Source organism: Bacillus cereus group sp. BfR-BA-01355, assembly GCF_022663675.1.
Classification (GTDB): Bacteria; Bacillota; Bacilli; order Bacillales; family Bacillaceae_G; genus Bacillus_A; species Bacillus_A thuringiensis_S.
The window spans coordinates 38510-60836 of the sequence record NZ_JAKUFY010000027.1 but is presented as its reverse complement, the minus strand read 5'-3'; the positions used below and the strand labels follow the sequence as shown (position 1 = coordinate 60836).

Below are 22327 nucleotides of genomic sequence, written 5' to 3'. Positions count from 1 at the left end.
CATACTGTTGGTCTTAAACGAGACGGTACGGTGACAGCAGTGGGGAATGATAAACATAACCAGTGTGATGTGAGTGGCTGGATAGATATTGTAGCAATAGCGGCTGGTACGAATCATACAATCGGACTAAAATTAGACGGTACCGTGGTGGCCGTGGGCTGGAATGAGTATGGTCAATGTAACGTAAGCGATTGGCGCGATATTGTAGCGATAGCGGCTGGTTGTGCACATACAGTCGGACTAAAATCAGACGGCACGGTGGTCGCGGTAGGTAATAATGAATTTGGCCAATGTGATGTAGGTAGCTGGCGCGACATTCGGTCGCCTGGCAAATAGTCAATTTACAATAAATGATTAGTAATATTATTCTATTTTAGGAGTAATTATGGAATAGGATATGTAGAAAATAATTAAACTTAAATCTGCTGAATAAGAATTTCTTTTAAAAAGGGATTCTTATTATTTTTCGTAAAATGAGGGTCTAAATGGAATTTTTGAACAAACTTTCTTTCAAAATTACAGTAGAAGATATAAATAAAGTATAGAGGAGATAAAGGAATGCTTAAAAGGTTTTTACTTTCTTTACCGGATGTTTTACTTATATGTATCGTTCTCTACATAACGTACACAAATTCTTTTAGTTTTGGACAGATGTTAGTAATTTCAATTGCAATCGGAATTATTGGTGGTCTTGCTATTAGAATTTGTAAGGATGTATTCATGTATATAAGGTGGACAATTAAACAAAGAAAAACTTGAATATGTTTAATTGTTATTAGGAGGGAATGAAATGACTAAGAAAAAGAATAGAGTGAAAAACGAGATAGTACTTTGGTCACTAACAGCAATTGTTCTGTTAATTGTATGGTACTTTTATCAAAAATAAAAACGCATCGTACTAAAAAAGCACGATGCGTTTTTATTATTTTTTTTGCCAATTTTCTTTAATAAAGTCTTCACGGCCAGATTCTTTTTGCTCAGTAGCATATTTCTCTGGATTCTTTTTATAGAAATGTTGGTGGTAGTCCTCTGCTTCGTAAAAAGGTGCAGCAGGACGAATTTCAGTCACGATTGGATCTTTAAACATACTGCTTTCTGCAAGAGCTTGTTTTGATTTTTCAGCAAGCCCTTTTTGTGTTTCGTTATGATAAAAAATAGCGGTACGATAAGATGGACCACGGTCAAAGAATTGTCCGCCATCATCAGTTGGATCGATTTGTGGCCAATATAAGTCTAGTAATTTCTGATAAGGAAAAATAGAAGGATCGAATGTAATTTGAACAACTTCTAAATGTCCAGATGTTCCGGTTTTTACTTGTTCATATGTTGGGTTTTCTACATGACCTCCTGCATAGCCAGAAAGTACTTTATGAATACCAGGAAGTTCATCAAATGGTTTTACCATGCACCAAAAGCAACCGCCTGCGAAGGTTGCGAGTTCGTATGTTTTTTCGGACATTGCTGTAATCCTCCTAAATGTATATGTTTTATATAGTATTATATAAATTGTTTTATTGCGCAATAAAAAAGATTTGAAAATATATGTTTTTTATAAACAAGATCCTCCGCTCACATCAATTAATTGTCCAGTAACCCAGCGGCTGTCTGGAGAAGCAAGAAATGCAGCAGTATCGGCAATGTCTTCTACTTCACCTAAGCGATTGAAAGCGGAAATAGTAGTAGCGTACTGCTTCATCATCGGGTCGCTCAAGAGTTCTGCATTCATATCTGTTTTAATAAATCCTGGAAGTATTGCATTCACCGTTATTCCTCGTGCTCCAAGCTGTTTTGCTAGTGTAAAAGTCATTGTATTAATAGCGCCTTTCGTCATACTATATGCAACAAAATCAGGTAAAGAAATGCGGGTCGCAGCGGATGAAATATTAATAATTCGGCTATTGTCACGTAAACGTGGCAGTGCTTGTTGAATGATAAAGAATGGTGCTTTTGCATTTACTGAAAACATTCTATCAAAAAATTGTTCAGTCGTTTCTTCAATAAAAGCACCAGGACCAATGCCAGCATTGTTTATTAAAATATCAAATTGTGTTTCACCAGTGCGCTTTTGTAATTCAGTATCTAAAGCTTTATAAAGGTTTTCTACACCGTGTAAGGATTCTAAATTTGCGCCGATAGAAAAAGCTTGGCCACCATTTGATTGAATTTCATGAACAGTTTCTTCAGCGTCATCTTTTCGATTACCGTAATGAACAGCAACCAATGCACCGTCATTTGCTAAACGTTTAGCGATCGCTCGTCCAATTCCTCGGCTTGCTCCTGTAACTAACGCTACTTTCCCTTTTAACATAGTTTTCTCATCTCCTCATAAATTTTTCTTTATGTAGTAGTGCAAACATACTTAAGCAATATATGAGTGTATGTAAGTAATTCATTCCAATTTTGATTTGAGAAAAAATAAATAGAATGAATTTAGATTTTTTTTGAAAAAACATGTTGACAAAGAAAAGAACAACGTCCTATAATACGTGTAACAAATAAAAGTTAATTAAAAATTTTCTAACTTTATATGTTGTATATGCAAAGAAGAGGAAAGTAGATGATTATGATCGTTTCAGAGAGCTACTCCAAGGCTGCGAGAGTAGTAACAATCAAATCATTGAAGATCACCTCGGAGCATCGCTTGCGAAAGGGAAACTGAGTAGAGGGCGGCGGCATCGTCTCCGGTAAAAGGACGGGGGTCTAATTGGACCTACGAAGCTTATATTTCGCGAGAAGTATAAGGAAGCTGAGTGGTAACGCGAAACTCTCGCCTCAGCAATCAAAGCTACTAAATTGTAGTAGTTGATTGCTGAGGCGAGAGTTTTTATTTTAGAAAATAGAATAAGAGAATGCGTGGAAGAGGAGAGTAAATGATAAAGATTGTTTCAGAGAGCTGCCCCGAGGCTGTGAGGGTGGTAACAATGCACTCATTGAAAATCACCTCGGAGCACTACTTTTGAAAATTAGTAAAAAGTAGCGGGTTTGTTCCCGATAGAAAAACAAAAGTCTAATTGGACTTGCAGAGCTTATATTTCGTGAGAAGTGTAAGGAAGCTGAGTGGTACCACGATTCCCTCGTCTCAGCAATGGATTGCTACAAGTATGTAAGTAATCGATTGTTGAGACGAGTATATTTTTAATATTTATATACTGAATATTCTGTTAAAAATACTCATCTCAGCAATCGATGTAGAAATAGATTGCAAAAAATAGAGAAAAAAAGAGGAGCGATGTGAGATGGGAAACCAGTACATTTACATGAATGGGGAATTTGTAGAAAAAGAAAAGGCAGTTGTTTCAGTATATGATCACGGCTTTTTATACGGAGACGGTGTATTTGAAGGGATTCGTAGTTACGGAGGAAATGTATTTTGTTTAAAAGAACATGTAAAACGATTATATGAATCGGCAAAATCTATTTTACTTACAGTCCCACTGACAGTTGACGAAATGGAAGAAGCAGTTTTACAAACGTTGCAAAAAAATGAGTATGCGGATGCTTACATTCGTTTAATTGTTTCACGAGGAAAAGGTGACTTAGGGCTCGACCCTAGAAGTTGTGTGAAACCGAGCGTTATTATCATTGCAGAACAATTAAAGTTATTCCCTCAGGAATTTTACGATAATGGATTAAGCGTTGTATCTGTTGCATCAAGACGTAATAAGCCAGATGCATTAGACCCACGCATTAAGTCAATGAACTACTTAAATAACGTACTTGTAAAAATTGAAGCGGCACAAGCAGGAGTGTTAGAGGCTCTTATGTTAAATCAACAAGGATATGTTTGTGAAGGTTCTGGCGATAATGTTTTCGTTGTGAAAGATGGAAAAGTATTAACCCCACCATCCTATTTAGGAGCATTAGAAGGTATTACGAGAAATAGTGTTATCGAGCTATGTGAACGACTGAGTATTCCATGTGAGGAAAGACCATTCACTCGCCATGATGTATATGTAGCGGATGAAGTATTTTTAACAGGAACAGCAGCGGAGTTAATTCCAGTTGTAAAAGTTGATTCGAGAGAAATTGGAGATGGGAAACCAGGAAGTGTAACGAAACAATTGACCGAAGAATTTAAAAAATTAACGAGAGAAAGAGGAGTACGTGTTCCCGGGCTGACGGAAAGCTTAGCATAAATAAGGAGAGGAGTTAATTGAAATGAAGCAGCAGTATACAGCGTATGAGAAGTTACAGTGTGAAGAAATGACAGGCGCTGGGCACGTGATTCAATGTTTGAAGAAATTGGGTGTAACGACCGTTTTCGGCTATCCAGGCGGAGCGATCTTACCAGTATACGATGCGTTATACGAAAGTGGTTTGAAACATGTTTTAACTCGTCATGAACAAGCTGCCATTCATGCGGCTGAAGGATATGCGAGAGCTTCTGGAAAGGTCGGGGTAGTCTTTGCTACCTCTGGCCCAGGGGCGACAAATTTAGTTACCGGCTTAGCAGACGCTTATATGGATTCGATTCCTTTAGTTGTCATTACCGGCCAAGTTGCAACGCCTTTAATTGGTAAAGATGGATTTCAAGAAGCGGATGTTGTCGGAATTACAGTACCTGTTACGAAGCATAATTACCAAGTTCGTGATGTAAATCATGTATCACGAATTGTGCAAGAAGCTTTTTACATCGCCGAAAGCGGACGCCCGGGACCAGTATTAATCGATATTCCAAAAGATGTTCAAAATGCAAAAGTCACCAGTTTCTTTAATGAAGAAGTTGATATTCCGGGGTACAAACCAGAACTTGTACCAGACAGCATGAAACTTAGAGAGGTAGCTAAAGCAATTTCAAAATCAAAGCGTCCGCTTCTTTATATTGGGGGAGGTGTCATACATTCAGGTGGATCCGATGAACTTTTTGAATTCGCAAGGGAGAACCGTATTCCAGTCGTTTCAACTTTAATGGGACTTGGTGCATATCCACCGGGAGATCCATTGTTTTTAGGGATGCTTGGTATGCATGGGACATACGCTGCTAATATGGCGGTAACAGAATGTGATTTACTACTTGCATTAGGTGTTCGCTTCGATGATCGTGTAACAGGAAAATTAGAACTTTTTTCTCCGCACTCGAAAAAAGTACATATTGATATTGATCCTTCTGAGTTTCATAAAAATGTAACTGTAGAGCATCCCATTGTTGGTGATGTGAAAAAAGCGTTACACATGTTGTTACATATGTCTATTTATACACATACAGACGAATGGCTTCAGAAAGTAAAGGCATGGAAAGAAGAATATCCACTTTCTTATAAGCAAAAAGAATCTGAGTTAAAACCACAGCATGTGATCAACTTAGTAAGTGAATTAACGAATGGTGAAGCGATTGTCACAACAGAAGTAGGACAGCATCAAATGTGGGCTGCTCACTTCTATAAAGCAAGAAAACCTCGGACGTTCCTTACCTCTGGAGGATTAGGAACGATGGGGTTTGGTTTTCCAGCAGCAATTGGTGCTCAGCTAGCTAAAAAAGAAGAACTTGTCATTTGTATTGCAGGTGATGCTTCTTTTCAAATGAACATTCAAGAACTACAAACAATTGCTGAAAATAACATCCCTGTAAAAGTATTTATCATAAATAACAAATTTTTAGGGATGGTAAGGCAATGGCAAGAAATGTTTTATGAAAATCGTTTATCAGAATCAAAAATTGGATCGCCAGATTTTGTGAAAGTGGCAGAAGCTTATGGAGTGAAGGGATTAAGAGCGACAAATTCAACAGAGGCGAAACAAGTGATGTTAGAAGCATTTGCTCATGAAGGTCCTGCCGTAGTTGATTTTTGTGTAGAAGAAGGTGAAAACGTATTTCCGATGGTTCCGCCAAACAAAGGGAATAACGAAATGATTATGAAGAGGTGGGAAGAATGAGTCATACTTTTTCACTCGTTATTCATAACGAGCCAAGCGTCTTATTACGTATAAGTGGGATTTTTGCTCGGCGTGGTTATTATATTTCTTCTTTACATTTAAATGAAAGAGATACAAGTGGTGTTTCTGAAATGAAACTCACAGCAGTTTGTACTGAAAATGAAGCGACATTACTTGTTAGTCAGTTGAAAAAATTAATTGATGTACTGCAAGTAAATAAATTATAAGGAGTGTATGGAATATGAAAACATATTATGAGAAAGATGCAAATGTAGAGTTATTACAAGGAAAAACTGTTGCAGTAGTTGGTTATGGATCACAAGGTCATGCGCAAGCACAAAATTTACGTGATTCTGGTGTAGAAGTTGTAGTTGGTGTTCGTCCTGGTAAGTCGTATGAAGTAGCGAAAGCAGATGGATTTGAAGTAATGTCTGTTTCAGAAGCGGTTCGAACCGCACAAGTTGTACAAATGTTATTGCCAGATGAACAGCAAGCTTATGTGTATAAAGCAGAGGTAGAAGAGAATCTTCGTGAAGGACAAATGTTACTTTTCTCACATGGATTTAATATTCACTTCGGACAAATTAACCCGCCAAGTTACGTAGATGTAGCGATGGTCGCGCCAAAAAGTCCAGGTCACCTCGTTCGTCGTGTATTTCAAGAAGGAAATGGTGTTCCGGCATTAGTGGCAGTACATCAAGATGCAACAGGAACAGCATTAAGTTTAGCTCTTGCGTATGCAAAAGGTGTAGGCTGTACACGTGCAGGCGTAATTGAAACGACATTCCAAGAAGAAACAGAGACGGATTTATTCGGAGAGCAAGCAGTGCTTTGCGGCGGGGTAACTGCGCTTGTGAAAGCTGGTTTTGAAACATTAACAGAAGGTGGATATCGACCTGAAATTGCATACTTTGAATGTTTACATGAATTAAAGTTAATTGTTGATTTAATGTACGAAGGCGGTTTAACGAACATGCGCCATTCTATTTCAGATACGGCAGAGTTCGGAGATTATGTAACAGGATCGAGAATTGTTACAGATGAAACGAAGAAAGAAATGAAACGAGTTTTGACAGAAATTCAGCAAGGTGAATTTGCGAAGAAATGGATTTTAGAAAATCAAGCAGGGCGTCCAACGTATAATGCGATGAAAAAAGCAGAGCGAAATCATCAGTTAGAAAAAGTAGGGGCAGAGCTTCGTGAAATGATGAGCTGGATTCATGCACCGAAAGAATTAGTGAAAAAATAGAGTAAGTGATTGTAAGTGAAAAATACGTAAGAGGGGATTTGACAAGATGAGAAGTGACATGATTAAAAAAGGTTTTGATAAAGCGCCGCACCGTAGTTTATTAAAAGCAACTGGTTTGAAAGATGAAGATTTTGATAAACCTTTCATAGCGATTTGTAATTCTTTTATTGAAATTATTCCAGGGCATAAGCACTTGAACGAGTTTGGGAAACTTGTAAAAGAGGCAGTTCGCGCGGCAGGTATGGTACCATTCGAATTCAATACGATTGGAGTTGACGATGGTATTGCGATGGGACATATCGGTATGCGTTATTCTCTTCCGAGTCGTGAAATTATTGCAGATTCAGTAGAAACGGTTGTAAATGCACACTGGTTTGACGGCATGATTTGTATCCCAAATTGTGACAAAATTACACCTGGTATGATGATGGCTGCACTACGTATTAACATTCCGACTGTGTTTGTTTCAGGCGGCCCGATGGCAGCAGGAAAAACATCTAAAGGAGAAGTTGTCGATTTAAGTTCTGTTTTTGAAGGAGTAGGAGCTTATCAATCTGGGAAAATTTCAGAAGAAGAATTAAAGGATATTGAAGATCATGGCTGTCCATCTTGTGGTTCTTGTTCCGGAATGTTTACGGCGAACTCTATGAACTGTTTATGTGAAGTGTTAGGTTTAGCTCTTCCTGGTAACGGGAGTATTTTAGCAATTGATCCAAGACGTGAAGAGTTAATTAAACAAGCAGCAGAGAAATTAAAAATTTTAATTGAAAGAGATATTAAACCGAGAGACATCGTAACGGAAGAAGCGATTGATGATGCGTTCGCGCTTGATATGGCAATGGGTGGATCAACGAATACAGTATTGCACACATTAGCTCTCGCACAAGAAGCGGGTTTAGATTACGATATGAATCGCATTGATGCCGTTTCAAGACGTGTACCACATTTATGTAAAGTAAGCCCTGCTTCCAATTGGCACATGGAAGATATTGATCGAGCGGGCGGGATTAGTGCAATTTTGAAAGAGATGAGCCGAAAAGAAGGGGTGCTTCATCTAGACCGAATAACGGCTACCGGGCAGACGTTAAGAGAAAACATTGCTCATGCAGAGATTAAAGATAAGGAAGTTATTCATTCTCTCGAAAACCCTCATAGTGAAGAAGGGGGATTACGTATATTAAAAGGAAACCTTGCGAAAGATGGAGCGGTTATTAAAAGCGGTGCAACAGAGGTAAAGCGTTTTGAAGGACCTTGCGTTATTTTTAATTCACAAGATGAGGCGCTTGCGGGCATTATGCTTGGAAAAGTGAAGAAAGGCGATGTAGTTGTTATTCGCTATGAAGGACCAAGAGGTGGCCCTGGTATGCCAGAGATGTTAGCGCCAACTTCAGCGATTGCTGGAATGGGATTAGGTGCAGATGTTGCGCTATTAACGGATGGTCGTTTCTCGGGTGCTTCACGTGGTATTTCAGTAGGACATATTTCACCAGAAGCAGCTGCGGGTGGAACGATTGCACTTCTTGAACAAGGGGATATTGTATGTATTGATGTTGTAGAACGCTTGCTAGAAGTAAGAGTTAGTGATGAAGAATTAGATAAGCGTAAAAAAGAATGGAAACGACCAGAAGCGAAAGTGAAAACTGGCTGGCTTGGACGTTATGCACAGATGGTAACATCGGCGAATACAGGTGCAGTTCTAAAAATCCCGGATTTTGATTGAGCCAATTTAAAAGAGATAAGGATGATATATAATGGTGCAGAAGGTAAAGGAGAGAGTGAAAATTGAAGATATCTTAATGGCTCATAATTGCATGAAAGATATCGTTATTAAAACACCGTTACAACGTGATACAGTTTTATCTGAGAAATATGATTGTGACGTTTATGTAAAACGAGAAGACTTACAATTGATTCGCTCTTTCAAAATTCGTGGTGCGTACAATTTAATTCAAAGTTTATCAAAAGAACAATTACAAAACGGTGTTGTATGCGCGAGCGCTGGTAATCATGCGCAAGGAGTTGCTTATACGTGTAATTTATTGAAGATTGCGTCAAAAATCTTCATGCCGACGACAACACCTAAACAAAAAGTATCACAAGTACAATTTTTCGGTGGTGATTTTGCGGAAATCGTATTAGTTGGTGATACATTTGATAGCTCTTTCCAAGAAGCGCAGCGCTATTGTGAAGAAAATAGAATGACGTTCGTTCATCCGTTTGATGATCCGTATGTAGTTGCTGGTCAAGGGACAGTTGCAGTTGAAATTATGCATGATATGGAGAAATCGGTTGACTTTATTTTTACAGCAATCGGCGGTGGTGGGTTAGCATCAGGTGTTGGTACATATGTGAAAGGTGTTAGTCCTGCTACAAAGGTTATTGGTGTAGAGCCGATGGGAGCTGCATCTATGAAAGAGGCTTTTCTTCAAAATGAAAATGTCGCATTAGAGAAAATAGATAGTTTTGTTGATGGGGCAGCTGTTAAAAAAGTAGGAAAGTTAACATTTGAAACTTGTAAAGATGTAATTGATGACATTGTTTTAGTACCAGAGGGAAAAGTTTGTACGACGATTTTAGAACTGTATAAGAAAAATGCAATTGTAGCTGAACCGGCTGGTGCACTATCTATTGCAGCGCTTGATTTATATAGAGATGAAATAAAGGGTAAAACAGTTGTATGCACGCTAAGTGGTGGAAATAACGATATTGATAGAATGCAAGAAATGAAAGAACGTTCGCTCATTTACGAAGGATTAAAACATTACTTCATTATTGAATTCCCGCAACGTTCAGGTGCGCTAAGAGAATTTCTTGATAAAGGATTAGGACCAGAAGATGATATTACGCGCTTTGAATACATTAAGAAACATAATAAAGAAAATGGTCCAGCGTTAGTCGGCGTAGAGTTGAAACATAAAGAAGATTATGAGCAATTAATTACTCGCTTTAAAGAAAATAATATTCAATTTATGGAGCTTAATAAAAATCCTATTTTGTTTGATTTACTTATTTAATAGAAGGAAAGGGATAACATACGGTTTTACTAGAAATAAAAAAGATAGATATAAGCAGTAGAAACGCTACTTGTATCTATCTTTTTATAGTTAAACTAAATATTTTCCATATTCAAGAAGGATAAAGCTAGTTAACCAAAAGAGTATCGCAATACGAATGATTACATACATAGTAAATTCAAAGGTAGTAAGTTTTCGTTCGCGTTTTATTTTTTTTAGAAGTCTAACAGAGAAAATTGAACATAAAAGTAGAACGGCTATAGATATTTTATAAATATTCTCTAACAAACTTACATTTTCTAATAAGTCTTTCAGCATGTTCATTACCTATTCTGTAATGTATGTTACAGAGAAATAGATCTTGAGCTGTCTAGTTTCGTTTGTTTTTTATTTTCCCTGTAGCATCAATTTCTACATCAGTTGAAATTGTTTGTAAATATTGAAGAGCTTTTTTCTTTTCTTCCTCATTTACAGGGGAAACTTGGTTGTTACGAATGATGTAAGGATTGAATGACATTTTTACATCCTTTCCTTTAAAAGTTAAAGTTAATACGCCAGTTTCGGCGCTTTTCCCACTCACATAACTTGGGAATAAAAAGTTACCTAATGAATAAGCGATAGGAACTTTATTATAATACTCAAATCCTTGTAACCAATGCGGGTGACTCCCGACAATCGCGTCAGCTCCTGCTTCAACCATTTTAGGTACATATTGTTTTTGGTATTCTACCGGACGATTTGATTTTTCAACGCCCCAATGCATATAGACGATTAAATAGTCTGCATCTTGTTTTTGCTCTTTAATTGTTTTTGTTACGAGATTTAAATCATATCCGTTTGCAACACCAGGTTTATTGTTACCAGCTACCCAGTTCGTATCAGGCATAAATCGAACGAAGGAAAGAAATTTGAACTTTTTCCCTTTTACAGTCATTTCTCGTGCTGTATATGCATCTTTTGCATTTTTTCCGGCTCCGATATAAGGGAATTTTAATTTTTCTACGTGAGAAATCGTGTCTAATAATCCATCTTGCCCATAATCAAGTGTATGGTTATTTCCGATATTTACGATGTCATATCCAGTGTTTTTTATAGCTTGTAGCGTGGATGGATCACTTTTAATCCAAAACAGTTGTCCAGGAGCTTTCTTTTCTCTCGTTGTAAATGCTGACTCTAAATTAACGAAAGAAATATCAGCTTTTGTTATTTCTTCTTTTACATGTTGGAATGGATAATCAGCCCCATTTTTTTCGATTACAGGACGTAATTGCCAATTGAACATTGTATCACCAGAGAAAGTGAGTGTAATTTCCGGGTCTTCTATTTTCTTTTCACTTGTTGAAGCGGTTTTACTAGATTTGTTTTGCAAATCGGGTTTGTCTTTCGCTTTTGAAGTAAAAGAGTAGTTAATTAATAAAACAATTGGTGTAATGCAAAAGGCTATTAACAGAAATCGTTTTAGTAAAGTTTTCATAAATACCGTCCCTTTTGAATTTATACCGCAATTTGTGGGCAATAAAACTCACGTTAATTAAAGTTTCACATTATGTATTACTACAAAAAAAATTGCGGTTTATGTTGTGGAAAACATTTGTTAATATTCTCAATATTAAGTTAACATATAGATAACCTGTAAATCAATGAATAAACCAAAATATAGAAATAAAGAATTCGAAGGGTGAAGAATAAGAAATGGTTATATTAGGAGCAGTTGTAAATGGGATTTGTATTATATTTGGTACTTTACTAGGTAAATTATTTAGTAGGATTCCAGAAAGTATGAAGGGAACAATTATGCATGCAATCGGTTTAGCGGTTACTGTGCTTGGGCTTCAAATGGCATTGAAAAGTGAAAATTTTCTTGTTGTCATACTAAGTTTAGTGATTGGTACCGTCATCGGGGAATGGCTACAATTAGAGAGAAAGTTAAAACTGTTAGGAGATTGGCTAGAAAATAAAGTTGGATCAAAAGGGAAAGGGAGCATATCAGAAGGCTTTGTAACTGCTACTTTAATTTTTGCAATAGGTGCGATGGGCATACTTGGTGCACTCGACAGCGGGATTCGTGGCAATCATGATATTTTATTTACAAAGGCGATTATCGATGGATTTATTTCTATTATATTAACGACAACTTTAGGAATTGGTGTAGTATTTTCGGCGATTCCAGTTATTTTATACGAAGGAGGGATTGCGGTTTTTGCAACACAAATTAATAGTTTGGTCCCGAAAGAATTAATGAATCAATTTATAGTGGAAATGACAGCTACAGGTGGTATTATGATAGCCGCTATTGGATTGAACTTACTTGGTGTTATTAAAATTAAGGTGGCAAATTTATTGCCAGGTATATTGGTAGTTGGAATAATCGTTTCACTTATTTATGGTTACGGTTTACTAGTAAAGTAATAGGGGATGGAGATACATATGGAGGAGTATAAATTTACAAAACGTGTTCATAACATATTGAAGATTGCAGCAGAAGAGGCAGAAAGTAATATCATTCAACCAGCTCATCTGTTTATCGGTATGTGTAAAGAAGGTACTGGAGTTTGTAGCGAGTTGTATATGTATTTGTTCCGTAAAGTGGGGATAGATTTTTCAGAAAAACTTTCAATACGAAAACAATACGACTCACCGTATCAAGAGTATGAAAAAATAGGACAATATAAGGTATCTTATAAGGTGCTAGAAATTTTACAAATAGCGAAGAAACGTATGGAACGTTTCCAGCAAGTAATAATGAATGAAGGACATGTTATATATGCACTATTTCATGTAGATACGTTTATTGGAAATGTACAAATAAAAAAAGATATATTACGTATTATAGCTGAGCCAAGAGATTTAGCGGTCGATCTAAAATGTTTTGTTCCTACTTATAATCATTTAATTTGTACTGTTAGAAAGGCTAGCCCTTCTGATTTTGAAAAATTAGCAAGTTTTGTTAAAGAGGAATTTGGTGAACGTTGGTTACATTCAATAGAGTATGGATTTCGTACATATAAAGATAATTTACCTATTTATATAGCAGAACAAGAAGAAGTGATAGTAGGTTTCGCTTGTTATGATGTAGTGAGAGGAAAGAAGGGATTGTTTGGTCCAATGGGCACAGCGAAAAAAAATCGTGTGAATGGTGTAGGGAAGCAATTGTTATATCGTTGTTTACATAGTATGAAGAAAGAAGGATATGAATACGCAATTATTGGACAAGCAGGTCCGGTTGAGTTTTATGAGCGATGTTGTAATGCACGTTTAATACCGGTAGAGAGTAATTAACCAACTCCATATATGGGAGTTGGTTTTTTTATGAAAATAATGTAGAGATGTAGTGATTTTCACTAGAAAATAGCGGGTTTTGTAGTGGATTTTACAAATAAAGCAAATTACTAAACTTTTTACAAGAAAGGGTGTAGAATGGGTATCTAAAGAAAGAAGGTGTGAAAATGGCCAGCTGGAAACGAAATTTGATGATTTGTTGGCTAGGTTGTTTTACCACTGCAGCCGGTATGAGTTTAGTAATTCCTTTTTTATCTTTTTATATTGAGGAATTAGGAGTAACTGGCACTTCTAGTATTGCACAGTGGTCGGGACTTGCATTTGGTATAACATTTTTAATGGGTGCGATCGTATCACCAATATGGGGAAAGCTTGGTGATATACATGGACGGAAATTGATGCTTATTCGTGCGAGCCTTGGTATGGCGATTATTATGACGCTTATGGGGTTTGTAACGGATGTGTATCAACTAGTCGCACTAAGATTTTTGATGGGAGCGGTATCTGGTTTCCTTTCAACGGCGATGACATTTATTGCAGCAGAAACTCCGAAAGAGCATTCAGGTTGGGCAATTTCCACAATTTCAACTGGGGGCGTGAGCGGTTCTTTACTTGGCCCATTACTTGGTGGTTATTTGTCGGAGTTAATTGGAATGCGCCATGTTTTTCTTGTTACAGGAGCTTTTTTATTCCTTTCTTTTCTCATCGTTTTTTTCTTCCTACATGAAGAGAATCACTCCGCTCAAGCAAAAAAAGTACAACAGAAAAAAGTATGGACGATGGTTCCAGCAAAGCATTTAATTATTAGTTTATTTGTAACAACATTTATTATTCAACTTGCGAACATGTCAATTCAACCTATTATTACATTGTATGTAAAGAATTTAGAAGGCCCAGGAACAGCTCATATTGAAATGATTGCAGGCGCAGTCATGTCTGCGACAGGTTTAGCGATTATTATGGCAGCTCCTAAGTTAGGTAGATTATCAGATCATATCGGTCCTCAAAAAACGTTAGTTGTAGCGTTGTTTGCTGCAGGAATTATTTTTATTCCGCAAGCATTTGTAACCTCAGCTTGGCAACTATTAATTCTTCGCTTTTTATTAGGTATTGCACAAGCAGGACTATTACCTTCCGTACAAACTCTACTAAAACAACATACACCAACCCATGTAACGGGAAGAATATTTGGGTATAATCAATCGTTTCAGTTTTTAGGAAATATGATTGGACCAGTACTTGGTGGACAAATTGCAGCACATGCGGGCTTCCAATATGTTTTCTTTTCTACTTCATCACTATTATTTATTGCGTGCATTTGGGTTTATTTTCATAATAAGAACGAAGAGGTATCAGAGAAACGACATTTGGAAGTTAGTTAACTAAGTGAATGAAAAAGAAAAAGGATGAAGCCAACGATTGCTTCATCCTTTTCTTTAAAATTGGAGACAAAGATGACTTAATGTACCAAGCTCATAACTGCGGTGAATGACTTCACCGTTATTTTCACCACTTCCCATAGCGATAAATAAAGGAACAAAATGCTCTGCTCTTGGTACTGCCAATTGTGCATGAGGGGCATTGTTCTCCCAATGAAATAATGCATCTTTATCAGTAGTCTGCATATGTTTAATAATCCAATCATCAAATTCAATTGCCCATTGTTCGGGTGTCGTTTGATTCCATTTCAAAGCTCGTAAGTTATGAACGGTAACACCGCTACCGATTACTAAAATATCTTCTTGTCCAAGTCCTTTTAGTGCTTCTCCAATTTCAAATTGTTCTTTTGCAGGAAGGAAAGGATTGACTGATATTTGTACGATAGGAATATTTGCTTCTGGATACATACGGTGCAAGAGTGTCCATGAGCCATGATCTAAACCTCTCGTCATATTATGATGGACTGGAATACCTTTGTTTTTAAATTTCGTTTCTAACATAGATGCAATGTTAGAAGAACCTTTCGCACGATATTTAATTTCGTATAACTCAGGAGGAAAACCTCCAAAATCATAAATTGTTTCATATTCGTTATCTGATGAAGAAATCGTTAATACTTCGCTTTCCCAGTGAGCAGTGAAAATAACAATTGCTTTCGGTTTATATGTTTCTCCAAGTGTTTTTAAAAACCTTGTATAGTCTGTATCTTGAATAGCAAGCATTGGTGATCCGTGTGCTAAAAATAATGATGGCATCATAATAGAAACCTCCTAAAAATATAATAATTACTTTATGTAAGTAACTATATAATTTTATGGATGGTTCGTCAACATATTAATTTAAGAGCTAATTAGAAAAGTGAGTCATTTGTCATAATGAAGGCAATTGCATATAATACATAGTAAGAATAATGAATGGATATTCATTTTTTGATATACATAATAGAGTTGGGGGCTGACGAAATGAACGTACAGGAAAGTTTCGTTACGGCATTGGATGGATCGGAAATTTATTTACGTAAGTGGCTACCAGAAAGAGATCCGCGAGGGATTATTCAAATTGCACATGGTATGACAGAACATGCAGGTGTTTATACAGACTTTATTGCTGCTTTATTAGAAGCAGGGTATGGTGTTTATGCGCATGATCATAAAGGTCATGGGAAAACAGTGAAAAGAGAAGAAGATTATGGTCATTTTAAACCAAATGTAGGTTGGAATGAGGCTGTGTCTGATGTTATTTTTGTATCAGAAACGATAAGAAAAGAGCAGACATACCCGTTATTTTTACTTGGACATAGTATGGGTTCTTTTTTATCTAGGCGTGCTGTACAACTGAAAGGTGAATTATATGATGGGTTTCTTATTTCAGGAACTGGTGGAAATCCAGGGCTATTAGGAAGTATCGGTCATAAAGTAGCGACAATTGAGATGAAATTACGCGGGGAAAAAACGAAAAGTCCGATGCTAAACTTTTTATCTTTCGGAAATTTCAATTCACACTTTAAACCAAATCGTACAAAATTTGATTGGTTATCTTCAGATAATAATCAAGTTGATAAATATATTGCGGATCCGTTATGCGGATTCATTTGTACAACAAGCTTTTATCGTGAATTATTTTCTGGTGTATTAGAAGTAAATAAACTAGAAGAGTTTAAGAAAACACCGAAAAACCTTCCAATACATATTTTTTCAGGAGATCGTGATCCTGTTGGGGATATGGGGAAAGGTGTAAAAGAAGTATATGAAAATTATAAAAAATGTGGCGTGAAAGATGTAACACTGCGTCTATATGAAAATGGAAGACATGAAATGTTCCATGAAGTAAATAGAGATGAAGTATTTCAAGATTTGATTTCTTGGTTAGATGGACATATTGTATGAGAAGAAACCTCACTTTTTTGAAGTGAGGTTTCTTTAAGGAGACGGAGGAATAGTTATGAGTGAATTTATAAATAAAGAATATGTAGAAATAGATTTTCAAGATGTTTTGATTAAAGAAGAGAAATTGAAAAATTGTACTTTCATAAAATGCCGTTTTAGAGGGATAGATGCATCGGAAGTTTCTACTGAAAATTGTAATTTTATAGAATGTGATTTTACCGGTGCTCTTTTTAATGCTTCTATCCATCAAGGAACTACATTTGCGAATTGTAAGTTTGTTGGTGTGAATTTATTCGTATCGAAGTTTGAAGAATGTAAAATGACTGGCTCTGATTTTGAAGAAGCGAATTTAGACGGAATAACTATCATATCGGGAGATTGGTCATATACGAATTTAAGGTTCGCGAACTTAAGTAAACAAATGTTAAAGGGTATACGTTTAATTGAAGCTGACCTATATGAATGTAATTTAGAAAAAGCAGATTTACGTGAAGCAGATTTAACAGGTGTACAACTAGGTAAGGCGAAACTTAGCGGTGCAAATTTAAAAGGAGCGATAGTTGATAGAATTGATTTTACAAGTTTTGATTTGAAAAATGTGAAATTAGATATAGCGCAGGCAGTTGCAGTAGCAAGATGTTATGGGGCTAAGGTGAACTAAATTATTTGTAAAACCGTTCAAAGTGCTGAACGGTTTTACAAATCATAATAGTAGTATAATAGTAAATGAGGTGTTCATACTATGGAAGATAAAACATTAGGTATACTACTAGATGTAGTTGGAGAATTATTTTCAGATGAAATATCAATTGCCGTTTCGAATACGAAAGAATATATTTACTATCGGCCAAGTAAAAGAATTGATTTAAAGATTAGTGCTGGGGATCCTATTAAAGAAGGGACGATTGCTCATAAAGCAATAGTAACGAAGCAAAAAGCCTCTGAGTTTATTAATCGGGATGTTTTCGGTATTCCTTATAATGGAATGGCCGTACCGTTTTCAAATAATGGGAAGATTGAAGGGTGCGTGACGGCGATTTATCCAGCTTTAACGGATGGAAAGTCAGTCGTTACTTTAAAAACAACAGACGGATGGGTTCCGGTTCCTTTCTCAAAGGTCATGTATTTAGAAGCTAAAGATAAAAAGACGTATGTGAATTCAGAAGAGTTAACAGGAACACATAAGTACTCGCTACAAGAATTCGAATACTTGTTACCGAAAGATTCCTTTATTAGATGCCACCGTTCCTTTATTGTAAATGTTAATCATATTAAAGCGATTTACCCTGATACGCATTCTACTTTTGTACTTTCTATGGATAACGGAGAGAGGGTACCAGTGAGTCAGTCATACGCTAGCTATTTTCGTAAGCTTCTAGGATTCTAAATTTTTCTGCTTTAGAACCTAGATTTGCTGTTTTATCTGAATTTTCGGCATTGTGTACAAAAATCCCTATTTTGATAGTGTTAATGTGTAAAATAATTATGAATATTCATTGAGAGAGGGATTACATATGGAGAATAATTTAGATAGAATTAGGGATCAACGTTTCAAAGATCGAGTAGTTACACCTGAAGAGGCAGCTTCATGGATTGAAAGTGGAATGACTTTAGGTTTAAGTGGATTTACACGTGCTGGGGATGTAAAAGCAGTCCCATTTGCGCTGGTGAATCGAGTGAAGAACGATAAATCTTTTAAAGTAAATGTTTATACAGGGGCTTCTTTAGGTTCGGATGTAGATAAATTATTTGCTGAAGCAGGAATTTTAGGGAAAAGATTGCCTTTCCAAGCCGATGCGACTATGCGAAAAGGAATTAATAACGGAGACTTTTTATTTGTAGATCAGCACTTATCTCATACAGCAGAGTTACTTCGTGCTGACGTTATGGATATAGATGTGGCTATTTTGGAAGCGGTTGCGATTACTGAAGATGGAATGATTATTCCAACCACTTCAATTGGAAATTCATTAGCATTCTCCTTAAATGCTAAGTCCATTATTATTGAAATGAATATGGCTCAATCTACGCAACTAGAGGGGCTACATGATTTATATGAACCAGGTAAACAAGGGGAAAGGCTTCCAATTCCGCTCGTAAAAACGGATGATCGAATTGGAACGATCGGTATCCCAATTGATGCTGAAAAAGTGAAGGGGATTGTGTTTACGAATCAACTGGATTCACCATCGACAATTGTTCCTCCAGATGAAGAAACTGTCATTATGGCACAACATTTAATAGAGTTCCTTCGAGAAGAAGTTAAAGTAGGCCGATTAACAAAGAGTTTAGCACCGTTACAATCGGGAATTGGTTCAGTTGCTAATGCAGTATTGCACGGCATGCTAGATTCGGAGTTTGAAGATTTAGAAGTGTATTCTGAAGTTTTACAAGATGCGGTCTTTGATCTAATGGACGCTGGGAAAGTTAATTTTGCTTCCTGCTGCTCCATCACGCTTTCTGAAGAGAAAATGCAACAAGTATTTTCTAACTTTGAAAAATATCGTGATAAATTAATGATGCGCCCGCAAGAGATTTCTAATCACCCTGAAATCATTCGTCGCCTTGGATTGATCTCGATTAATACTGCTTTAGAATTAGATATATACGGAAATGTTAACTCTACTCACGTTTTAGGTACAAAGATGATGAATGGTATTGGTGGTTCTGGTGATTTTGCGAGAAATGCACGTCTAGCTATATTTGTTACGAAATCGATTGCAAAAGGTGGTAACATTTCAAGTATCGTTCCTTTCGTTTCTCATGTAGATCATACGGAACATGATGTAGATGTTATCGTCACTGAACAAGGGTATGCTGACCTAAGAGGATTAGCGCCAAGAGAAAGAGTGGAACTGATTATTGAGAGTTGCGTACATCCAATGTATCGTGACCAGCTAAGAGCTTATTACGAAGAAGCACAAACAAGAGGTGGACAAACTCCTCATGTTTTAGAAAAAGCTTTTTCTTGGCATACGAATTATGCTGAAAATGGAACAATGCTTGAAGAGGTAGTAGAAACTGTTTAGAAGTGTAAAAATGATTCTTAATATAATATGCTATACAGGTTAAAAGAAAAAGAACGCCAATTCTCAGGAATGGCGTTCTTTTTCTTTTAAAAAATTTATAATAAAGACTTATAAAAATAATCTCTTATTTACGGAAATAAGAGGTTTTTTAAATTACTTTTCGAATCATTTTAAGAGTTTATATATTGAAGGTGAGGAGAAAGAATCATGAAGATAAGAAAAGCGTTAGTAAGTGAAGCAAATGAATTAAGTGAACTTGTACTACATTCAAAAGCAACGTGGAACTATAGTGAAGCATTCATACTTACTTGTAAGGAAGATTTAACAATTACCGATGAGTACATAAAAAATAATTTTGTATATGTTTTAGAAAACGATAATATGAAGATTGGGTTTTTCTCATTTTTACGTAACGATAAAGCTCTCGATTTCTTATACATTCATCCTCGTTACAAAGGAAAGGGGTATGGGAAAATAATGTGGAAGTTTGTAATAGAGCAAGCAAAGGAACTAGGAATAAAAAGCTTTACGATTGATAGTGATCCGAATGCAAAAGGATATTATTTGACAATGGGAGCAAAGTTAATCGGAGAGACACCATCAACGGTTTTTAAGGACCGATTACTGCCCCTTTTGAAATATGATGTGTAAAACTATTAATAGTAGGAGAAGCTGAGAATGGATAATGTAAAGGCAAAAAGAATATATGAAGCACTTATAAAATTGTGGTCGATTGAAACAAGTTCAAAGTGGACAAGTGAAAAGCCAGCAAAGGGACAGTGTGGTGTAACAGCTTTAGTTGTTCAAGATATATGTGGAGGGAAAATCAAAAAGACAAAAGTTGGAGAGGAGTGGCACTTTTATAACAGTATAGATGGGGAGAGATTTGATTTTACAGAGGCTCAATTCAATGAAAACCTGAACTATTTGGATGTGGAATCAAACCAGGAAGAAGCATTTGCAGATACAAATGAAAAACAATATAGCATTTTGAAGGAAAAGATAATGAAAGAATTGAAATTATCTTTTGACTCTTAATCTTTAATAAGTTACTATAATGGTGGTAACTTATTAAAGGGAACTTCATAGAGTTGAAAGGGGAAATACTTTTGAAAACAACTTATGTAAACGCTACAATCGTAACGATGAATCAACAAAACGAAGTGATAGAAAATGGATATATCATTGTAGAAAATGATCAAATTATAGATGTAAAGAGCGGAGAATTCGCTAATGATTTTGAAGTAGATGAAGTAATTGACATGAAAGGAAAGTGGGTTTTACCAGGGCTTGTAAATACACATACACACGTTGTAATGAGTCTCTTAAGAGGTATTGGCGATGATATGTTATTACAACCATGGCTGGAGACGAGAATTTGGCCACTTGAAAGTCAGTTTATTCCAGAGCTTGCGGTTGCTAGTACGGAATTAGGATTACTTGAAATGGTGAAAAGTGGTACAACATCATTCTCTGACATGTTTAATCCAATTGGAGTAGATCAAGATGCAATTATGGAAACGGTATCAAAGAGTGGGATGCGAGCTGCTGTTTCAAGAACTTTATTTAGCTTCGGAACGAAAGACGATGAAAAGAAAGCAATCGAAGAAGCTGAGAAATATGTGAAGCGTTACTATAACGAAAGTGGCATGTTAACTACGATGGTTGCACCGCATAGTCCATATACATGTAGTGCAGAACTGTTAGAAGAGTGCGCTCGTATTGCAGTAGAAAATCAAACGATGGTTCATATTCATCTTTCGGAAACAGAGCGTGAAGTACGTGATATTGAAGCGCAGTACGGGAAACGTCCAGTAGAATATGCAGCAAGTTGCGGGTTGTTTAAACGCCCAACAGTTATTGCACACGGTGTAGTATTAAATGAAAATGAGCGTGCATTTTTAGCAGAACATGATGTTCGAGTAGCACATAACCCAAATAGTAATTTAAAACTAGGTTCTGGTATAGCAAATGTAAAAGCGATGCTAGAGGCAGGAATGAAAGTAGGAATTGCAACAGATAGTGTGGCATCTAACAACAATTTAGATATGTTTGAAGAAATGCGCATAGCGACTTTACTACAAAAAGGTATTCACCAAGATGCAACAGCGTTACCAGTTGAAACAGCTCTTACACTTGCGACTAAAGGAGCTGCTGAAGTAATCGGGATGAAACAAACAGGATCACTTGAGGTTGGAAAGTGTGCTGATTTTATTACGATTGACCCATCTAATAAGCCGCATTTACAACCAGCAGATGAAGTGTTATCGCACCTTGTATATGCAGCTAGTGGAAAAGATATAAGCGATGTAATTATTAACGGAAAGCGTGTCGTTTGGAATGGCGAATGTAAAACGTTAGATGAAGAGCGTATTATATTTGAAGCGAGTCGTTATAAACGAGGTTTACAAAGATAGATAATTATGTGGCAGTTGAAAAAGCTATCCTTTTTTAAAAGGATAGCTTTTTTCTCGAACGAATAAATATTCAAAAGAATGTCGCATCTTTCTGTTCATATTTCTGCTATAATATATAACGCTTTATAATATATTATAC

Annotated in this window: 22 protein-coding genes, 1 pseudogene and 2 other annotated features; of the genes and pseudogenes, 18 read left to right on the top strand and 5 right to left on the bottom strand. The window is 36.4% G+C overall.

The features are described 5' to 3' along the window. Nucleotides 1-336, top strand: a pseudogene (locus MR167_RS11890) (chromosome condensation regulator); the annotation flags it as partial. 222 nt (nucleotides 337-558) lie between these two features. Then, nucleotides 559-759, top strand: a complete 201-nt coding sequence (locus tag MR167_RS11885; protein WP_000919318.1) for a hypothetical protein — start codon at nucleotides 559-561, stop codon at nucleotides 757-759. A 163-nt stretch (nucleotides 760-922) separates the two neighbouring features. Here the strand turns inward: MR167_RS11885 and msrA are convergent, their stop codons facing one another. Beyond that, nucleotides 923-1459: a peptide-methionine (S)-S-oxide reductase MsrA gene (gene msrA / locus MR167_RS11880; protein WP_242314712.1), complete on the bottom strand. Its 537-nt coding sequence runs from the start codon at nucleotides 1457-1459 to the stop codon at nucleotides 923-925. A 90-nt stretch (nucleotides 1460-1549) separates the two neighbouring features. Beyond that, nucleotides 1550-2308 carry an SDR family oxidoreductase gene (locus MR167_RS11875; RefSeq protein WP_000911802.1) on the bottom strand — a complete coding sequence of 253 codons (759 nt, stop codon included), beginning with the start codon at nucleotides 2306-2308 and terminating at the stop codon, nucleotides 1550-1552. Between the two features lie 224 nt (nucleotides 2309-2532). Further along, nucleotides 2533-2778: a binding site (T-box leader), on the top strand. 67 nt (nucleotides 2779-2845) lie between these two features. Continuing rightward, nucleotides 2846-3085, top strand: a binding site (T-box leader). A 151-nt stretch (nucleotides 3086-3236) separates the two neighbouring features. On the opposite strand from MR167_RS11875, the gene ilvE reads away from it, so the two are divergent. The 6 genes from ilvE to ilvA are packed head-to-tail and all read left to right on the top strand — an operon-like array spanning nucleotide 3237 to nucleotide 10137. After that, complete coding sequence (gene ilvE, locus MR167_RS11870) at nucleotides 3237-4136, top strand: branched-chain-amino-acid transaminase (protein ID WP_242314710.1); 900 nt, start codon at nucleotides 3237-3239, stop codon at nucleotides 4134-4136. Nucleotides 4137-4158: 22 nt separating this feature from the next. Next, nucleotides 4159-5874 (top strand): acetolactate synthase large subunit, encoded by a 1716-nt coding sequence (gene ilvB / locus MR167_RS11865; protein ID WP_242314708.1) that lies wholly within the window; start codon nucleotides 4159-4161, stop codon nucleotides 5872-5874. Beyond that, the gene (locus tag MR167_RS11860) at nucleotides 5871-6101 is read left to right on the top strand and encodes an ACT domain-containing protein (RefSeq protein ID WP_000019916.1); all 231 of its coding nucleotides are present in this window, start codon (nucleotides 5871-5873) and stop codon (nucleotides 6099-6101) included. Before ilvB ends, MR167_RS11860 begins: the two co-directional genes overlap by 4 nt. A gap of 14 nt (nucleotides 6102-6115) precedes the next feature. Then, nucleotides 6116-7123, top strand: a complete 1008-nt coding sequence (ilvC, locus tag MR167_RS11855) for a ketol-acid reductoisomerase (RefSeq protein WP_000861150.1) — start codon at nucleotides 6116-6118, stop codon at nucleotides 7121-7123. A gap of 46 nt (nucleotides 7124-7169) precedes the next feature. After that, complete coding sequence (gene ilvD / locus MR167_RS11850) at nucleotides 7170-8843, top strand: dihydroxy-acid dehydratase (protein WP_242314706.1); 1674 nt, start codon at nucleotides 7170-7172, stop codon at nucleotides 8841-8843. Between the two features lie 31 nt (nucleotides 8844-8874). Next, the gene (gene ilvA, locus MR167_RS11845) at nucleotides 8875-10137 is read left to right on the top strand and encodes a threonine ammonia-lyase IlvA (protein ID WP_016077871.1); all 1263 of its coding nucleotides are present in this window, start codon (nucleotides 8875-8877) and stop codon (nucleotides 10135-10137) included. A gap of 90 nt (nucleotides 10138-10227) precedes the next feature. Here ilvA and MR167_RS11840 read toward each other — a convergent pair whose 3' ends face one another. Both MR167_RS11840 and MR167_RS11835 read right to left on the bottom strand, forming a co-directional pair. Then, a complete protein-coding gene (locus MR167_RS11840) occupies nucleotides 10228-10455 on the bottom strand; it encodes a hypothetical protein (RefSeq protein WP_000910225.1) in 228 nt (75 codons plus the stop codon). Nucleotides 10456-10507: 52 nt separating this feature from the next. Continuing rightward, on the bottom strand, nucleotides 10508-11611 hold the full coding sequence (locus tag MR167_RS11835) for a CapA family protein (RefSeq protein WP_242314704.1): 1104 nt from the start codon (nucleotides 11609-11611) through the stop codon (nucleotides 10508-10510). A 218-nt stretch (nucleotides 11612-11829) separates the two neighbouring features. Between MR167_RS11835 and MR167_RS11830 the strand changes: the two genes are divergently transcribed. From MR167_RS11830 to MR167_RS11820, 3 genes are all read left to right on the top strand, one after another. Continuing rightward, nucleotides 11830-12546 (top strand): DUF554 domain-containing protein, encoded by a 717-nt coding sequence (locus MR167_RS11830; protein ID WP_000236050.1) that lies wholly within the window; start codon nucleotides 11830-11832, stop codon nucleotides 12544-12546. Between the two features lie 18 nt (nucleotides 12547-12564). After that, a complete protein-coding gene (locus MR167_RS11825; protein WP_000393443.1) occupies nucleotides 12565-13416 on the top strand; it encodes a GNAT family N-acetyltransferase in 852 nt (283 codons plus the stop codon). Nucleotides 13417-13583: 167 nt separating this feature from the next. After that, nucleotides 13584-14798 (top strand): multidrug efflux MFS transporter, encoded by a 1215-nt coding sequence (locus MR167_RS11820; protein ID WP_000179291.1) that lies wholly within the window; start codon nucleotides 13584-13586, stop codon nucleotides 14796-14798. Nucleotides 14799-14852: 54 nt separating this feature from the next. Here the strand turns inward: MR167_RS11820 and MR167_RS11815 are convergent, their stop codons facing one another. Beyond that, nucleotides 14853-15614 (bottom strand): DODA-type extradiol aromatic ring-opening family dioxygenase, encoded by a 762-nt coding sequence (locus tag MR167_RS11815; RefSeq protein WP_242314702.1) that lies wholly within the window; start codon nucleotides 15612-15614, stop codon nucleotides 14853-14855. A gap of 204 nt (nucleotides 15615-15818) precedes the next feature. Here MR167_RS11815 and MR167_RS11810 point away from each other — a divergent pair, with 204 nt between their 5' ends. The 7 genes from MR167_RS11810 to MR167_RS11780 all read left to right on the top strand — a co-directional run bounded on the left by MR167_RS11810 (nucleotide 15819) and on the right by MR167_RS11780 (nucleotide 22188). Next, the gene (locus MR167_RS11810) at nucleotides 15819-16742 is read left to right on the top strand and encodes an alpha/beta hydrolase (protein WP_242314700.1); all 924 of its coding nucleotides are present in this window, start codon (nucleotides 15819-15821) and stop codon (nucleotides 16740-16742) included. A 55-nt stretch (nucleotides 16743-16797) separates the two neighbouring features. Further along, on the top strand, nucleotides 16798-17403 hold the full coding sequence (locus tag MR167_RS11805) for a pentapeptide repeat-containing protein (protein ID WP_098275118.1): 606 nt from the start codon (nucleotides 16798-16800) through the stop codon (nucleotides 17401-17403). An 81-nt stretch (nucleotides 17404-17484) separates the two neighbouring features. Next, a complete protein-coding gene (locus MR167_RS11800; RefSeq protein ID WP_242314698.1) occupies nucleotides 17485-18129 on the top strand; it encodes a LytTR family DNA-binding domain-containing protein in 645 nt (214 codons plus the stop codon). Between the two features lie 127 nt (nucleotides 18130-18256). Next, nucleotides 18257-19771 (top strand): acetyl-CoA hydrolase/transferase family protein, encoded by a 1515-nt coding sequence (locus MR167_RS11795; RefSeq protein ID WP_242314696.1) that lies wholly within the window; start codon nucleotides 18257-18259, stop codon nucleotides 19769-19771. A 207-nt stretch (nucleotides 19772-19978) separates the two neighbouring features. Beyond that, a complete protein-coding gene (locus MR167_RS11790) occupies nucleotides 19979-20422 on the top strand; it encodes a GNAT family N-acetyltransferase (protein WP_242314694.1) in 444 nt (147 codons plus the stop codon). A gap of 27 nt (nucleotides 20423-20449) precedes the next feature. Further along, a complete protein-coding gene (locus MR167_RS11785) occupies nucleotides 20450-20809 on the top strand; it encodes a YunG family protein (protein ID WP_242314691.1) in 360 nt (119 codons plus the stop codon). A gap of 53 nt (nucleotides 20810-20862) precedes the next feature. Next, nucleotides 20863-22188 carry a bifunctional S-methyl-5'-thioadenosine deaminase/S-adenosylhomocysteine deaminase gene (locus tag MR167_RS11780; RefSeq protein ID WP_242314690.1) on the top strand — a complete coding sequence of 442 codons (1326 nt, stop codon included), beginning with the start codon at nucleotides 20863-20865 and terminating at the stop codon, nucleotides 22186-22188. Nucleotides 22189-22327 lie beyond the last annotated feature (139 nt).

Bases quoted from the DNA above. Each gene is read 5' to 3' on its own strand.
- MR167_RS11810 (WP_242314700.1), top strand. From the start codon at position 15,819: ATGAACGTACAGGAAAGTTTCGTTACGGCATTGGATGGATCGGAAATT.
- MR167_RS11790 (WP_242314694.1), top strand. From the start codon at position 19,979: ATGAAGATAAGAAAAGCGTTAGTAAGTGAAGCAAATGAATTAAGTGAA.
- MR167_RS11785 (WP_242314691.1), top strand. From the start codon at position 20,450: ATGGATAATGTAAAGGCAAAAAGAATATATGAAGCACTTATAAAATTG.
- msrA (WP_242314712.1), bottom strand. From the start codon at position 1,459: ATGTCCGAAAAAACATACGAACTCGCAACCTTCGCAGGCGGTTGCTTT.
- ilvD (WP_242314706.1), top strand. From the start codon at position 7,170: ATGAGAAGTGACATGATTAAAAAAGGTTTTGATAAAGCGCCGCACCGT.
- MR167_RS11800 (WP_242314698.1), top strand. From the start codon at position 17,485: ATGGAAGATAAAACATTAGGTATACTACTAGATGTAGTTGGAGAATTA.
- MR167_RS11820 (WP_000179291.1), top strand. From the start codon at position 13,584: ATGGCCAGCTGGAAACGAAATTTGATGATTTGTTGGCTAGGTTGTTTT.
- ilvB (WP_242314708.1), top strand. From the start codon at position 4,159: ATGAAGCAGCAGTATACAGCGTATGAGAAGTTACAGTGTGAAGAAATG.
- MR167_RS11835 (WP_242314704.1), bottom strand. From the start codon at position 11,611: ATGAAAACTTTACTAAAACGATTTCTGTTAATAGCCTTTTGCATTACA.
- ilvE (WP_242314710.1), top strand. From the start codon at position 3,237: ATGGGAAACCAGTACATTTACATGAATGGGGAATTTGTAGAAAAAGAA.
- MR167_RS11795 (WP_242314696.1), top strand. From the start codon at position 18,257: ATGGAGAATAATTTAGATAGAATTAGGGATCAACGTTTCAAAGATCGA.
- ilvC (WP_000861150.1), top strand. From the start codon at position 6,116: ATGAAAACATATTATGAGAAAGATGCAAATGTAGAGTTATTACAAGGA.
- MR167_RS11840 (WP_000910225.1), bottom strand. From the start codon at position 10,455: ATGCTGAAAGACTTATTAGAAAATGTAAGTTTGTTAGAGAATATTTAT.
- ilvA (WP_016077871.1), top strand. From the start codon at position 8,875: ATGGTGCAGAAGGTAAAGGAGAGAGTGAAAATTGAAGATATCTTAATG.
- MR167_RS11815 (WP_242314702.1), bottom strand. From the start codon at position 15,614: ATGATGCCATCATTATTTTTAGCACACGGATCACCAATGCTTGCTATT.
- MR167_RS11830 (WP_000236050.1), top strand. From the start codon at position 11,830: ATGGTTATATTAGGAGCAGTTGTAAATGGGATTTGTATTATATTTGGT.
- MR167_RS11825 (WP_000393443.1), top strand. From the start codon at position 12,565: ATGGAGGAGTATAAATTTACAAAACGTGTTCATAACATATTGAAGATT.
- MR167_RS11860 (WP_000019916.1), top strand. From the start codon at position 5,871: ATGAGTCATACTTTTTCACTCGTTATTCATAACGAGCCAAGCGTCTTA.
- MR167_RS11885 (WP_000919318.1), top strand. From the start codon at position 559: ATGCTTAAAAGGTTTTTACTTTCTTTACCGGATGTTTTACTTATATGT.
- MR167_RS11805 (WP_098275118.1), top strand. From the start codon at position 16,798: ATGAGTGAATTTATAAATAAAGAATATGTAGAAATAGATTTTCAAGAT.
- MR167_RS11875 (WP_000911802.1), bottom strand. From the start codon at position 2,308: ATGTTAAAAGGGAAAGTAGCGTTAGTTACAGGAGCAAGCCGAGGAATT.